General features: G+C 69.7%; 13 protein-coding genes. 4 read left to right on the top strand and 9 right to left on the bottom strand.

Going from position 1 to position 13,070, the window contains the following annotated elements; genetic code table 11:
* Positions 1-48: 48 nt before the first annotated feature.
* Positions 49-444, bottom strand: coding sequence for an SRPBCC family protein (locus ABCU91_RS04475; RefSeq protein WP_413354954.1), 396 nt, complete (start codon positions 442-444; stop codon positions 49-51).
* A 58-nt stretch (positions 445-502) separates the two neighbouring features.
* Between ABCU91_RS04475 and ABCU91_RS04470 the strand changes: the two genes are divergently transcribed.
* Complete coding sequence (locus tag ABCU91_RS04470; RefSeq protein ID WP_413354953.1) at positions 503-1,078, top strand: nitroreductase family protein; 576 nt, start codon at positions 503-505, stop codon at positions 1,076-1,078.
* A gap of 10 nt (positions 1,079-1,088) precedes the next feature.
* Here ABCU91_RS04470 and ABCU91_RS04465 read toward each other — a convergent pair whose 3' ends face one another.
* The 4 genes from ABCU91_RS04465 to ABCU91_RS04450 all read right to left on the bottom strand — a co-directional run bounded on the left by ABCU91_RS04465 (position 1,089) and on the right by ABCU91_RS04450 (position 4,418).
* On the bottom strand, positions 1,089-2,195 hold the full coding sequence (locus ABCU91_RS04465; RefSeq protein WP_406923410.1) for a fatty acid desaturase family protein: 1,107 nt from the start codon (positions 2,193-2,195) through the stop codon (positions 1,089-1,091).
* A gap of 156 nt (positions 2,196-2,351) precedes the next feature.
* Positions 2,352-3,332: a cation diffusion facilitator family transporter gene (locus ABCU91_RS04460; RefSeq protein ID WP_413354952.1), complete on the bottom strand. Its 981-nt coding sequence runs from the start codon at positions 3,330-3,332 to the stop codon at positions 2,352-2,354.
* Positions 3,329-3,817 carry a transporter substrate-binding domain-containing protein gene (locus ABCU91_RS04455; protein WP_413354951.1) on the bottom strand — a complete coding sequence of 163 codons (489 nt, stop codon included), beginning with the start codon at positions 3,815-3,817 and terminating at the stop codon, positions 3,329-3,331. The genes ABCU91_RS04460 and ABCU91_RS04455 overlap by 4 nt, the downstream gene beginning before the upstream one ends.
* A 61-nt stretch (positions 3,818-3,878) precedes the next feature.
* A complete protein-coding gene (locus ABCU91_RS04450; RefSeq protein ID WP_413354950.1) occupies positions 3,879-4,418 on the bottom strand; it encodes a YaeQ family protein in 540 nt (179 codons plus the stop codon).
* Positions 4,419-4,508: 90 nt separating this feature from the next.
* Here ABCU91_RS04450 and ABCU91_RS04445 point away from each other — a divergent pair, with 90 nt between their 5' ends.
* Together ABCU91_RS04445 and ABCU91_RS04440 are read left to right on the top strand one after the other, a co-directional pair.
* Positions 4,509-4,880 carry a hypothetical protein gene (locus tag ABCU91_RS04445; RefSeq protein WP_091359083.1) on the top strand — a complete coding sequence of 124 codons (372 nt, stop codon included), beginning with the start codon at positions 4,509-4,511 and terminating at the stop codon, positions 4,878-4,880.
* Positions 4,880-5,704, top strand: coding sequence for a hypothetical protein (locus ABCU91_RS04440; protein WP_413354949.1), 825 nt, complete (start codon positions 4,880-4,882; stop codon positions 5,702-5,704). The genes ABCU91_RS04445 and ABCU91_RS04440 overlap by 1 nt, the downstream gene beginning before the upstream one ends.
* Here ABCU91_RS04440 and ABCU91_RS04435 read toward each other — a convergent pair.
* On the bottom strand, positions 5,665-6,486 hold the full coding sequence (locus ABCU91_RS04435) for a methyltransferase family protein (protein ID WP_413355374.1): 822 nt from the start codon (positions 6,484-6,486) through the stop codon (positions 5,665-5,667). The genes ABCU91_RS04440 and ABCU91_RS04435 overlap by 40 nt on opposite strands.
* 122 nt (positions 6,487-6,608) lie before the next feature.
* The gene (locus ABCU91_RS04430; protein ID WP_091359073.1) at positions 6,609-6,911 is read right to left on the bottom strand and encodes a DUF1540 domain-containing protein; all 303 of its coding nucleotides are present in this window, start codon (positions 6,909-6,911) and stop codon (positions 6,609-6,611) included.
* A gap of 385 nt (positions 6,912-7,296) precedes the next feature.
* Between ABCU91_RS04430 and ABCU91_RS04425 the strand changes: the two genes are divergently transcribed.
* Positions 7,297-9,759 carry a LuxR C-terminal-related transcriptional regulator gene (locus ABCU91_RS04425; RefSeq protein ID WP_413354948.1) on the top strand — a complete coding sequence of 821 codons (2,463 nt, stop codon included), beginning with the start codon at positions 7,297-7,299 and terminating at the stop codon, positions 9,757-9,759.
* A gap of 232 nt (positions 9,760-9,991) precedes the next feature.
* Here the strand turns inward: ABCU91_RS04425 and ABCU91_RS04420 are convergent, their stop codons facing one another.
* Positions 9,992-11,740, bottom strand: coding sequence for a DUF4012 domain-containing protein (locus ABCU91_RS04420; protein WP_413354947.1), 1,749 nt, complete (start codon positions 11,738-11,740; stop codon positions 9,992-9,994).
* Positions 11,737-12,471, bottom strand: coding sequence for an LPXTG cell wall anchor domain-containing protein (locus ABCU91_RS04415; protein ID WP_413354946.1), 735 nt, complete (start codon positions 12,469-12,471; stop codon positions 11,737-11,739). Before ABCU91_RS04415 ends, ABCU91_RS04420 begins: the two co-directional genes overlap by 4 nt.
* Positions 12,472-13,070: the final 599 nt, after the last annotated feature.

Here is a 13,070-nt window from a genome sequence, read left to right as displayed (position 1 = left end):
TAACTCAGACGAACGATAACACCGCCGCTGCGCCGCGGGAAGAGCCGGTCAGCCCTCCAGGATGGCGCGCAGGACCTCGAGGTCCGCCTCGATCGCGGCGGCATCCTCGGCGAACTCCGCGTCCGTGACGCCGTCGCGACGGAAGAGCGTGAAGACCACCTCGCTGCCGGCGTCGTTGCGCAGCACGCGCAGCGGATTGTGCACGACCGTCCCGTCGGGGAGCGCCACATCGTGATCGAGCACCCCCGCTTCGACCGGCCCCGGGAACGACACCTCGATGTCGCCCATCGGCGATTCCGCGAGCCAGCGACCGCCCTCGTTCCGGATGCCGCTGCTCAATCCCGCAGCCCAGCGCGGCAGGTTCGCAGGATCACCCGCGAAGGCGATCACGTCGCGAGGCGGAGACTCGATCGTGCGGGACAGGTGATGCGCGGGCCAGGTCATGACCGGGACGCTACTCCGCCTCGGCGACACCCGCCTCGGAAGCGACGAGGATGGAGGGATGGCGACGTTCGACGATCCGGTCCTCCAGGCGATGGCGATGCGACGATCGCTCGCAAAGGTGGGCCCGGGGGCCCCGACCGATGACGAACTGCGCGAGCTGCTCGCGGCGGTCACGCCGGTGGCAGACCACAAAGCGCTCCGGCCCTGGCGCCTGCTCACCCTGCGCGGTGACGACCGCGCTCGCCTGGGCGATGCGCTGGACGCCGCTGCGGGAACGGAGCGCGAGCCCGGCGAACGCAACGGGAAGCCGTTCCGCGCGGACCTGCTGATCGCCGTCGTCGCGAGCCCGAGGAATCACCCGGCCGTTCCCGTCTGGGAGCAGCATGCGACCGCCGCCGGCGCCGCGCATCTGCTCGAGCTCGCGCTCTGGCGGGCCGGGTGGGGCGTCATGTGGCGGACCGGTCTGGTCGTGAACTCGCCCGAGGTCCGCGCGCTGCACGGCCTCGCCGACCACGAACTGCTCATGGGGTGGCTCTACGTCGGCAGCGTCGACGCCGAGCTGCGCGCCAGAATCGACGACGCGCCGAGGAAGACGCTCGATCCCGAACCCTTCCTCGGCGCACTCCCGGGCTGATCCCGGTCGGTCAGCCGCGGCGCATAGTCGCGGTCACCGGGCAGTCGAACGGGTCGCGCGCGGCGAGGCCCACGCGGTTCAGGTAGTCGATGACGATGGCGTACGACCGCCCGAGGCTCGTCTCGGTGTACGGGACGCCGAGCGTCGCGCAGTGCTCGCGCACGATCTCGCGCGCCTTCGACAGGTGCGGACGGGGCATGTTCGGGAACAGGTGGTGCTCCACCTGGTAGTTCAGTCCGCCCATGAGCCAGGTCGCCCACCAGCCGCCGCGGATGTTGCGGGAGGTGCGCACCTGCTTGCTGAAGAAGTCGAGCTTCGCGTCGGGGGCGATGACCGGCATCCCCTTGTGGTTCGGGGCGAAGGACGCACCCATGTACACACCGAAGACGGCGAGCTGCACACCGACGAAGGCGAACGCCATGCCGAGAGGCAGGAGCAGGAAGACCGGGACGAGGACCACGGCGAGGCGGACGACGATCATGCCGATCTCGAGCCAGCGCGCCTTCACGTCCTTCTCGGTGAAGAGGTACTTCAGGCCGAGGTAGTGCAGATTGAGACCCTCGAGGGTCAGGAGGGGGAAGAACAACCAGCCCTGACGCTTCGTGATCTCGCGTCGCAGGCCGCGAGCCGATGCGGCATCCGTCTCGAGGAACGAGATCGTGTCGATCTCGATGTCGGGATCCTTGCCGACGCGGTTCGGATTCGCGTGGTGACGCGTGTGCTTACCGGTCCACCAGGCGTAGCTGATGCCGACGACGCCGGCCGCGAGGATGCGTGCCAGGCGGTCGTTGGCAGGACCGGAGCTCAGGATCTGACGGTGCGCCGCCTCGTGGGCGAGGAAGGCGGCCTGCGTGAAGATGATGCCGAGCGCCCCCGCGATGAGTAGCTGGAACCAGCTGTCGCCGAGCAGGATGAAGCCGGTGACCGCACCGCCGAAGGCGAGGGTCAGAGCGATGCCGACCATGAGGTAGAAGACGGACGTGCGCTGCAGCAGTCCCGTCTCGCGGACGATGCGCGAGACGTCGGTGAACGCCTTCGCCATCGGGGGGAACTGCGTTGTTCCGGAGTACGTCTGACGGACGGGACCGAGACGCGACTCGGCGACGGATGAAGCGATGGGGGCACCTGCTCGAGGTCGGGTGTCCGCTGCGGCGGAGAGACGAGCGAGCAGCGGATGCCGATCACTGGGGGCCACGCTACGGTGCAATGCATCGCCGTCGGGGCATGCATCGGCGATGCCCACGCGACTGCCAGGGGCTGTCCAGGCTCGGGCCTAACTCTCGCCCGATCGTGCGGACGCCGTCTCGGGGAACTCCCGCACCGGGACGATGACGACGTCGTGCATTTTCCAGTCCAGCTCACGGCACTCGGCGCTCGCCCGCTCGAGCTGGGACAGGCGCGGCATCCGCCCCTTGCGCGGCCTGACGAACGCTTCGACGTGGAAGAACTGGCCCTGGTCTCGGGTGCGGGTGCGAACCTCGTCCACCCATCCGAGCGACGACAGGTGATCGTGGATCTGGTCGATGTCGGGATGCGGCTCCGCGTCGTCGAAGGTCGTGGCACGGGTGTCCATCAGGTCGGTGATCGAGTCCTTCGTGTTCTTCACCCCGTCCCACAGGATGCTGCCCGAGATGAAGATCGCAGCCGCGGCATCCGCCCACCAAAGTCCCAGCCCGATGCCGCCGACACCGACGATCGAGCCGACCGCCGTCATCCAGTCGGCCTTGTTCATGTCGGCATCGGCGTAGAGGACCTTGTTGTGCAGCTGGCGCGCCAGCCGCATCTTCACGCGGCCGAACCAGATGGGGAGCGGGATCGTCGCCGCCATGACGGCCATCATGAACCAGCCGAGCCACACCGACTGTCCGAAGATCTCGACCGAGCCGATCGGAGGACGCTCCCCGCGGATGAGGGTCGACGCGGACTCGATCAGGAGGAACGCGCCCATGGTGAGCAGTGCAACTCCCGCCACGAGGTGCGCGACGCCGACCGACCGGAAGTACCCGTAGGGGTAGCGCGGGTTAGCCATGCGGGACATCACGCGCGCGGCGACGAGGAAGGCGATCGGCGGGGCGAGCGAGAGCATGTCCTCGATCCACGCGGCGCGCATCGCCTGCGAGCTGCCGGTGACGATGCCGACGACCGGGATGGTGACGGCGAGGAAGGCGATCGTCGCCCACTCCATCCGCACGGCTCGGCGGAGCGCCTTCCGACCGGCGTCGTCGAGTCCCTGCTGCAAGGCGGTGCGCGTCATCGCCGACCCTCCTCACGCAAGAAGACCTCGAGATCCATGAGGAATCCGTTCTCCCCGGCGCGGGTGAGCATCACGTGCTTCTCGGTCTCGCCCGACGCACTCGTCACCTCGCGGTACACGTCGGTGACAGCGGCCTTGTCGACCCAGGGAGTGGTGTCGGTGAGTCCGCCCACGACGATGTCGAGCTCGCCCGCGTGGAGGGCGTCGATGAGGACCTCCTCGGTCCCGGCCCGCCAGCGGACATCGGCGCCGTGCCCGGCCGCGTACTCCTCGACCAGGGCGATCTCCGTGCCCGACGGCTGATCGCCGAGCTCGGTCCAGGGTGGATTCTCGGTCACGCCCACCCGCAGGACACCGCCCTCCGCGATGCGTTCGAGGGTGCTGTCGGCATCGGCGGGGCGGACCCCGCAACCGGCCAGAGCGAGTCCGACGATGAGGGATGCGGCCGCAGCCGCCCGCACGCGACGTGACATGGGAACCTCCATCGGCACCCTACGAACGGGACGGAGCCTCACCCGACGGGGTTGACAGCTCCCGCGGGTCGCGTCAGCCGACCCGCTGCTCCGCGATCGGCGAGGACGACGACCGCCCGTTGACGTCCAGGTACAGCTCACGCTCGGTGACGGACACCGTGATCGCGTTGCGTCGCTCGAGAGCGGATGCCGCATCCTCGACGAAGTCGCGGTCGAAGCTGAACACCGGGATGTCGGCCGCGCGATGGATCGTCTTACCCGCCCACGCCTGTGCGAGCCGGTTCGGCTCCCGCTGCGTGTACACGGCCACCCGTTCGGCCGCCTTGCTGCCGGCGTGGAGACGCGCGGCATCCGGGGCACCCACCTCGATCCACGCGGTGAGCCGACCCGTCGCGTCGCGCACGAGGACGGCGGGCTCGTCCGTGGCCGAGATCCCCTCGCTGAAGGCGATCCCCTCCTCGTATTCCAGGGCGTACGCGAGCACCCGCAGGAGGACGTTCGCGGCCGTCTCGGATGCGTGTCGCGCGAGACGCAGGGAAAGCTCCTCGTACACGCCGCGATCGACGTCGGCGAGCTGCACGGTGAATGTGTGCATCGTGGATCCGATGGCCATCCTCCGAGCCTAGGCGGGGGATGCCGCACCCAGACGCACGGGTCATAATGGTCGCACCCCATCCGATGCACTCAGTCAGGGAGTCGTGTCATGCCCTTCCACAGCAAGGAGATGCTCGAGCAGTGGCTCGAGGAGTTCGCCGCGCTGGGTTACTCGATCAGTGATCGCGTGAAGGTCATCCCGCAGGACGGTGCCGATGGCCTCGACACCGGGCTCATCTCTCTGAACCTGCTGGACTCGATGACCCTCACCTACATCCAGCCCGAGCCGCTGGGCTCCATTCACTGGGGCATCACGTTCGAAGCGCGCGACGTCGACCTCAAGCTGAACCCCGGGCGCACGCTCGAGCTCTCGAGCGAGCTCGCGATGGTGTCGATCCTCTGCACGTTCCTGCAGACCAAGTCCCTCGCCGAAGTCGAAGCGGTGGCCGGCACCGTCGAATCCGGATCGCTCGGTCTCTGATGGACGGCGACCTGCGGGCCGAACTGCGCGAACTGCAGGCGAGGGCATACGGACCCGGTGGTGGCCTCGGCGACGACCCCGTTGCGCGACGGCGTCTGAACGAGCTGGAATCTCGGGCTCGTGCCGAGCAGCGCCGCCCCCCGATCGTCGACCAGGTTCCTGCGCCGACGCGCACTGCGACGGTGAGCCCGTCGGCGCCGACCCAGCTGCCGCCGGCCCCGACGGTACCCGCCGCGGTCGCCGCCACCGCACGAGCCGCGCAGCGCAGTGCCGCGCCCCCGTCCGGGGCCTTACGGAAGCGCCGGCTCCTGACGGGTATCGCGTGGGCCGGATCGCTCGCGATGGTCGCCACCGTCGCGGTGGGCATCACCGCAGCCGCCAGTGCACGGGTGAGCGGTGCGGGCGCGCCGACCACGTCCGGCGCCGCCATCACCCATGTGACGACACTCGCGCTCGACCCCGAGCGCGGCTGGCCGGAAGTGCTCAGCGCTCCCCCCTCGGACGGGCGCATCTACGCGGCCCTCGCCGGAATGACCCCCATCGTGGCTCAGTACGACACCGGGTTCGGGGACAAGGCGCAGTGCATCCAGGTCCTCCCGGATGAGGCCTGGAGCGCATCCCCCGACGACGGCTGGTCCGGTGCGTGGTACACCAGCTGCGCTGCCGAGCCGTTCGCTCCGGCGGCGAGCGTCATCGTGTCGGACGAGACGCCGGCCGAGCTCCGCGAGCGATTCCCGGACGGCACCCGCCTGCAGTTCGTGCTCGGCGACGGCGTCGTCGAGGTCTACTCGGCCGACGCGCCCACCGGCGAAGCGACGGGTTGATCGAGAGGGACGGGCGTCAGGCGCGGCATCCAGCACCGCACCTGATCCCGGTAGCGGCGGAACTCATCGCCGAATCGCGCCTCGAGATCGCGCTCCTCGAGCGGGCGGATCGCGCCGTTCCAGACCACTGATCCGCACACCGCATAGATCACGACGATCCACGACGAGAGCATCACTCCGACAGCGATGCCCTGCGTGATCCCCACGACCGCCATCGGATTTCGGACGAACCGGTAGGGGCCACGGATCACCAGTCGTCGCGCCGTCGCGATCGGAAGCGGAGTGCCGTCCCCGTGCGTGGACATGACGGCACCGGACCACAGCCCCACCGCGCTGGCGGCGACGAACAGGACGGCCCCGCCGATGCGAACCCCGGCGGGAACCGGGACGTGCAGCATCCACCGCGTCTCGACCCAGACCAGCAACGCCGGAACGACCCCGAGCGCAAGCCCCCAGAACACGACGATCTGCCCTGCCGTCTCGCTCACATGGCGCCTCGTCGGCAGACCGGCAGTCGCGGGACGGATGCGGAAGGGCCCGACCATGAGCCAGTGCGTGGGCGCAGAACCATGCAGGATCACGAGGCAGGCAAGGACGGATGCCGCCGATGCCGCCGTCATGAGAACGGCTCCCCACCCCGCGGTCATCGTCACGAGCGCGAAGATACCGAGGAACGCCGTGACGAGGACGGTCCACGCCGTCGCAACGATCACGGCGATCCGCTGTCCTGTCGCTGCGATCGCCGATGCGACGACGAACAGAGGCACGTCCCACAGGGCCATCGCGACGGGGTCGATCGTCGCGAGCGTCGCCTCTCGAACGACGGGCACCGTGAAGACGGCGACCCACCAGAGCGCACCTGCCGCCGCTTGGAGGGCGAAGTATGTGCGCGCGACGGCGGGTGTCAGGCGGCCTGGTACGTGAGGCAGTCCGCCGACTCCGCTCCCGGTCCGACGCGCACCGCGGTCGCGGTGCATTCGAGCGACGAGTTGAAGACGCACTCCGACCGCTGGCACGCGCCGACGTGGCTGACGACCTTGTCGAGGCCGCCCTTCGTGCCGAGCGGGATGAACGTCGCGCACTCGGCGTCGCCGGGAGCGCCACCGATGGTGACGGCGGCGGCGTGACAGTGGGAGTGGTCGTTGTACGAACATCCGAGGGCGTTGCACTCGGACACGCGAGGCAGGTCGTCGAGAGTCATGCTCATGGGAGCCTCCTTCAGGGGTCGTGCCTCGAGAGTACGCGCCGACCCCCGCGGTTCGGACAGCCTAAGTTCCGTCTTTCTCCCCGGTCAGATCGCGAAAGTTCGGTTAGGTGAGCCTGACCTTCGCACGGCGCCGCAGCACTCCGCGCAAGAAATCTGCTACCACACAATCCACCGGTTTCACATCTGGTCCCGCGCAGACCCTGGGCGGTGGTACATTTCCGAGAATCTCGCCGCGGGCGGGAAACCCCGGGTCGGACCCGAACCTCGACACGGGCGTCGAGGGGACGGTGCGACGCAGGCGCGTCGGAGCAGAGGGGTCAGCCGGCTGGACGCCGAAACGTCGCGCCGGACGGCCGCTCGTCCCGTCCAGAGGAAGGGGAACGCGATGGCACTCGCAGCGATGTCCGCCGACCTCCCCCCTTCGCTTCTGCTGTGGCCTCAACTCGCGTTGACCCACGTCGAAGAAGAGCTGAGCGCCGAGACACGTCCTCCCCGGTTGGTGGTGGTCGGCGCCGCGGGCTCCGGTAAGAGCCCCCTCCTCGACGAGATCGCCCTGCGGGTCTCCCACGTCAAGGACACCCTCTTCGTGGACGATGCGCACCTTCTGACCGATGACCAGATCCGCGTCCTCGACCGGCATCTCGACGACCCGGGCGCAGGACTCGTCGTCGGCTGCCGACCGTGGCCGTGGAATCCGGCGCTGACGGCCCTCATCCGCCGCATCGAGCAGTCCCGACCGGCCTTGGCGGTGGGGCAGGTCGACGCCGAGGATGTCGTCCGCGCCGTCGAGCGTGCCGGCCGGTCGATCGACAAGGGGTGCATCGGAGCGATCGTCCGAATGGCGGCATCCGTGACGTGGCTCGTGCAGCAGGCACTGGCCGCGCACGGTGACGGCTACTGCAGCGATCCCTCGCACGACCGCGTCACCCGTGCCGTCGGAGAGGTGATCGCGTTGCGGATCGACACACTCGAACCATCGGTCGCCGCCGTCGTCCGCCGCGCAAGCCTCGGCGGTGACGAAGACCTGCCGGCCGCGACCGACGCGGCCGTCGCCACGGCGCTCGCCATCGGGCACGCAGAAGGACTCCTGTTGCGGGGAGGTCGACCGGTGCCGATCGTCCGCACGACCGTCACCCGGACGACGCCCGTCGCCCAGCTGATCGAGGCGATGGACACGTCGGCGATTCCCTCTCTCGACGCCGAGGTGGCATCATCACTCGGCCACCACGTCGACGCCCGCCTCGCTCGGGTCCTCCAGGCTCACGCAGACCAGGCCGCCACCCACGACCTGAATCGGGCCACCGAACTCTACGATGCCGCACTGGCAGCAGGGGCGGACCCGAACCGCATCGCGCTCCGGAAGGCGCGCATGGCATGGGACCGAGGCGACATCGACGAGGCTGCCTCCTTGGTCGACGAGGTGGCGCTGTCGGCGACAGGCGACGATCACAGCGAAGCGCTGCGCATCCTCGGCTCCGCCTGGAGTGCGCGCGGATTCCTCCGCGCCAGCGCGATGACCTACCGCGCACAGCCCGGTGACGACTTCCTTCTGCACGCGCAGGGCGCCGTGGCCTCGTTCGGCACAGGCGACCCGACTCCCCTGCTCACCGCGGTCGAACGCCTGAACGCCGGAACCGGGGGCGTCCCGACGACGCTGAGGGTGGCGCACGCCAAATTGATGCGGGGTCTGGCGGGGTCGCTCACCTGGCCGGCCGGCGGCGCTTTCGACGAGCTCGTGCGCGCCAGCGAGACCTACGGGGACTCGGCGGAGGACGGCCCGGTGCCCGAACTGCCGGCAGTGATCGCCGCGATCGGGGCGATCAACCTCGGGGAACTGCAGACCGCCGCGAACCTTCTCGGTGACGCGTTGATGGACGACCACGGCGGCCCCTGGGCGCGCTCGAGGCTCCTTCTCTGGGCCGCCTGGGTCGCGGTGCACCGGCAGCATCCGGAGGAGTCTGTCGCCCGCCTGGCCGACGTCGACGCGTCGTTCCTGCCGCTCAGCAGCCGCGAGATCCTCATCCGGGATGCCGTCATGCTCGCCCATGTGCGCCGCTACGGTTCGATCGACGAGCTTCGCGCACTGTGGATACGGGTGCGAGACGATGTCCGTCACGTCGAGCCGGACCTCTTCCTCCTCCACCCTCTGCGGGAGTTCATCGAGACAGCCCCGGTGTTCGATGACTCCGAGCGCGTCGCGCCCGCGCTCGACGCCCTGAACGGCATCCTTCACGGCCTCGGTAACCCGCTGATGTGGTCGGTTCCGCTGACCTGGTCGTCCTTCCAGCGCGCACTGCTCGCGCGAGACTCGCACAGCCAGGCGCAGACGGTGCGGGCCCTCGCCACCGTCGCGCGCGAGTCGCGACTGGCGGGGGCCCTGTCGGCGGCCGCCACCGAATGGTCTCGGAACCGGGTCGACGAGGGCGCCGCGGAACGCGTCGAAGATGTGGCGTCCCGCCTGGCCGAGATGGGCCTCGGGTGGGAGGGTGCGCGACTCGCGATCGCTTTGTCGGAACGCTCCCGCGATCGCCGCACAGGTACTCGGCTCGCCGCGTTCGCGCGGACGTTGCACCCGAACGCGGCCCCGGGGACGACGAGCGACGATATCGCGCTCGGGGACAGCGGGCTCCTGAGCGCGCGCGAGCGCGAGGTCGCCGCCCTCGTCCTCAGCGGCATGACCTATGCCGAGATCGGCGAGGCCATCTTCATCTCGCCGCGAACGGCCGAGCACCACATCGCGCGCATCCGCCGCCGCCTCGGTGCGACATCCCGCACAGACCTGATCGCCAAACTCCAGGCGATCGTCGGCACCGAAGAAGGCGGCGCGGACAGCACCGCGGGACGCTGAAGGACGGCCACGAAGGGGCGGACCCCCTCGGGCCAGTTCAGTGGGGACTGCGGCGTGAGGGGGTCCGCGAAGCCATCCGGGACGCCAGAGACGAACACGTTTGGGGACAATGCGCGTCGAGACCGTTTGGGGAACGGCCTGGCAGCCGTAGGGGGATGGCCCTCCAATGCTAAAGGAAAGCTCGCTCTTTCCGGATACAGATCCTAGAAATCTTGAGGTGAGTGGCCTCACCTCACGCTGCGGGACACCCGATCGCCGACGACGCGACCTCGACCCGCTTCAGCAGCGGGGTGTGGAGGAGCTCAGGTGCTGCCTCGTCGGGCGCGACGTCCGGGCCGGCGATGAACCGGAAAGTCAGGACGTGCGAGCCCCCGGGTTCGACGTCGACGCGCCGGGTGACGAGGATGCGGCCGCCGTCGTCGGCGTCCACGGATGCCGACGGTGCGCCGTCGAGCGACACCCCACCCGCGTACCACCCCGGCGGTGTGACGACCGTCAGTGTCGGCGAGATGTGACCGGCGGCGACACCGTAGAATCCGCCCCCGGTGACGCTGACCGGCAAGATCGCGGCATCCCGCTTCGTCAGCGAGTTGGCGAGGGAGACCTCCACCTCGACCTCGCGGAGACCGTCGGCTCGACACACCCCCGAGCGCGTCGCGAGTCCGACCGTCAGGTACGGGGTGAGCTTTCCGCCTGTCGCATCGTTGAAATACGCTGCGAAGGCGTTCGGGCCGGCGGCACCCTGCCTCGCGAGCGGACCGGCCAGAGCGCTGCCGGCGAGGATCATCTGCTCCTCGGAATGCCGGCTCCACACCGAGATCCGTCCCTCGTCGACCGCTTCCACGAGCCCGGGGATCATTGCGGCGGGGCGGGCCCGTTCGGTGAGAGCAGTGAAGACGGCAGCCGCGGCATCCGAGAACAAACGCCCTTGCGCATCCTGGTCGAGCGTGCGGTACGGCTCGACGAGGAGGCGGTCGATGACGTTCTTCTGATCCAGGACGCCGGCGGGTGTCTCGACCGGGCCGATGGCTCCGAGGATCGCCGAGAGGACGACGGGGTCCATCGAGACCACGACGTCCGGTGCGGCCTCGCCTGCCTTCTGCCACCACGCCGAGGCGAGCTCGGCCGTCACCCGGAAGTCGGAGGTCATCGACGCGTTCTGCACGTAGCGGCCGATGCCGTCACCGAGAGAGCGCACCTCCGCGGCGGACACCCTCGTCAGAGGGGACGCAACCGGCGAGAACTGCGACGAGTCGCGCTGAGCCCCGAGCGTGAGAACCCCGTCGCGTGCCCGGAGTTCGAGGAAGGTGCCCGTGATCCCGCCGCCGGTTCGCAGCTCTGCGGTGTTCTGGAGGATGACCAGGATGCGGCGATCCCCCTCGGCACCGAGGATCGCGGGCACCAGGTCCGCCGCCTGCGAGGCACCGTCCGTCAGCGGCTGGAGTGCAGCGACAGCGTCGACGACACGGCCGACGCCGCTTGCCAGCTGCGGCACGAGGGCGTTCCGATCGATATCGGCGAGGTCGTCAGCGACGTGGTCGCGCGACGCCGCCGCACGGGCGAGGGAGGGAGCCGCGTGTCGCAGGACGCGGACCGCGGCCTCGGCGTCGGCTCCCTCGAGATCGCGCGCCGTATCGAGCACGGAGGGGGCGACGCCGTCTGCGACGTCGACGACCGCGGTGGCGGCTCGGCGTGCGGCGGAGAGGTTCGGCCCGATACCCGGAAGGGCCTCTGCGGCGAACCACACCGCGTCGTCCGGGATTTCGTGCGAGATCCCGTCGACGAGCCGGTCCGCCGCAGCTTTCGCGCCCTCGATGTCACCCGAGCCGACGGCCTCGGCCGCGACGGCGGCATCATCGCCCGCGACATCGAGCGCCTCTGCGAGATCCCAGGCCGACCGACCGACGTGCACGGCCGCGGCCGCGGTTCCGATGAGGAGGAGGGCGCCGGCGACCAGGACGAGTCGACGGCGCCTTCTCACGATTCGGCCCGGCGGCGGCGACGCGAGACGAGGACGGCACCCGCGACGACCGCGGCGGTCCCCCCGACGGCAGCAGCGACGGGCCACTGGCCGCCCGTCTGAGGCAGCCCGCCGGAGACGCCGCCCGAGGCGACGCCGACGGGCGTCGCACAGTCGTCGGAGTATCCCGGGTAGGCGAGTGGGACGTCGATACTCTCGTCCCCAACCCGCAACTGGGCGGTCACGTCTCCGGTAGTCCAGGCCGCGGCATCGTTGCGCGGCTCCCACCCGTCACCGGACCGCACCCATCCCGGCAGAGCCTCGACGGTGCCGTCGCCCGCAACCTCGACGCCGGGCCAGAGGATGCTGCCGGAGCCTTCACCCGAGGCATCCACTCGCAGCGGAACGGCGATCTCCTGTCCGTCTCCCCTGATCACGAGCTCGGCGGTCGGTGACGACGTCGCCGCCGTCGCGACGGCGCTCCGGGCCGTCGACAGCGCAGCCAGAGCGGTCGACATCGTGACAGGGCCGGTCGACAAGCCGCCCGCGGACGCCGTCGCAGCGACGCGGACGATCGAGTAACCGATCGTCGGCGCCTCATCCACGCACAGCGCCTGCACGACAGAGCCGGCGAGCCCGTCCTCGGGCGGGCTGCTCGGGACGTACGATCCGTCCGCGGCGTACGCCGACGTCGAGCCGGCTCCTGCGATGACAGCGACCGCGATCGCGGCACGCCAGATGTTCCCCCACATGTCAGCCTCCCCAAAGGCATTTCGAGATCACGCCTCAGGCAGGCGCACTCGATGTACAGGCGCCACGTTATCCCCGATCCGTCGAATGGGCCTCCCGTGTTTCTCCAGGAACCCCTAATCGGACCCCCTAGCTGTCCCCCAATTGGGGGACAAGCAGATTAGGTTTGTCCCCCTATTGGTGGACGCCCGACTCGGCTGTAGCGTTCCGATATCGCCGCCGTCGAGGCTTTGGGGAGTCGAAACGGCACATGGCGGAGCAGAGGAAGTGGCGCGAGCTTGGGGGCCGTAACCATGTCTGCCTGGGCTCTTCGTACGTCTTCGTTCGCGCAACGAACACGTACGAAGAGCCCACATACCGCGCGACGTCAGGGGCGCCGCGCGGGCGGTCGCTGAGCGACCAGGGGGAGAGAGTGCGGTGACCGAGAGGGTCGGCTCACCGCGCAGACGCCGATGGGGACCGGCGTCAGTAAAAGGGGACGGCGGATCGGATCCGCATCGGGGCACAGGTCAGGGGCCTGGTCGTTATTTGGGGGGATGATCGTTCATGGGGACAGAACGGAACACGAGTGCGCGCCGGCTCCGTCGCGCACTCGACGCAG

Origin of the sequence: Microbacterium phoenicis (genome assembly GCF_047302325.1) — a bacterium.
Classification (GTDB): domain Bacteria; phylum Actinomycetota; class Actinomycetes; order Actinomycetales; family Microbacteriaceae; genus Microbacterium.
The sequence above is the reverse complement of the archived record's forward strand: the minus strand, read 5'-3'. Positions and strand labels throughout refer to the sequence as shown.

Bases quoted from the DNA above. Each gene is read 5' to 3' on its own strand.
- ABCU91_RS04475 (WP_413354954.1), bottom strand. From the start codon at position 444: ATGACCTGGCCCGCGCATCACCTGTCCCGCACGATCGAGTCTCCGCCT.
- ABCU91_RS04470 (WP_413354953.1), top strand. From the start codon at position 503: ATGGCGACGTTCGACGATCCGGTCCTCCAGGCGATGGCGATGCGACGA.
- ABCU91_RS04460 (WP_413354952.1), bottom strand. From the start codon at position 3,332: ATGACGCGCACCGCCTTGCAGCAGGGACTCGACGACGCCGGTCGGAAG.
- ABCU91_RS04455 (WP_413354951.1), bottom strand. From the start codon at position 3,817: ATGGAGGTTCCCATGTCACGTCGCGTGCGGGCGGCTGCGGCCGCATCC.
- ABCU91_RS04450 (WP_413354950.1), bottom strand. From the start codon at position 4,418: ATGGCCATCGGATCCACGATGCACACATTCACCGTGCAGCTCGCCGAC.
- ABCU91_RS04445 (WP_091359083.1), top strand. From the start codon at position 4,509: ATGCCCTTCCACAGCAAGGAGATGCTCGAGCAGTGGCTCGAGGAGTTC.
- ABCU91_RS04440 (WP_413354949.1), top strand. From the start codon at position 4,880: ATGGACGGCGACCTGCGGGCCGAACTGCGCGAACTGCAGGCGAGGGCA.
- ABCU91_RS04435 (WP_413355374.1), bottom strand. From the start codon at position 6,486: ATGGCCCTGTGGGACGTGCCTCTGTTCGTCGTCGCATCGGCGATCGCA.
- ABCU91_RS04430 (WP_091359073.1), bottom strand. From the start codon at position 6,911: ATGAGCATGACTCTCGACGACCTGCCTCGCGTGTCCGAGTGCAACGCC.
- ABCU91_RS04425 (WP_413354948.1), top strand. From the start codon at position 7,297: ATGGCACTCGCAGCGATGTCCGCCGACCTCCCCCCTTCGCTTCTGCTG.
- ABCU91_RS04415 (WP_413354946.1), bottom strand. From the start codon at position 12,471: ATGTGGGGGAACATCTGGCGTGCCGCGATCGCGGTCGCTGTCATCGCA.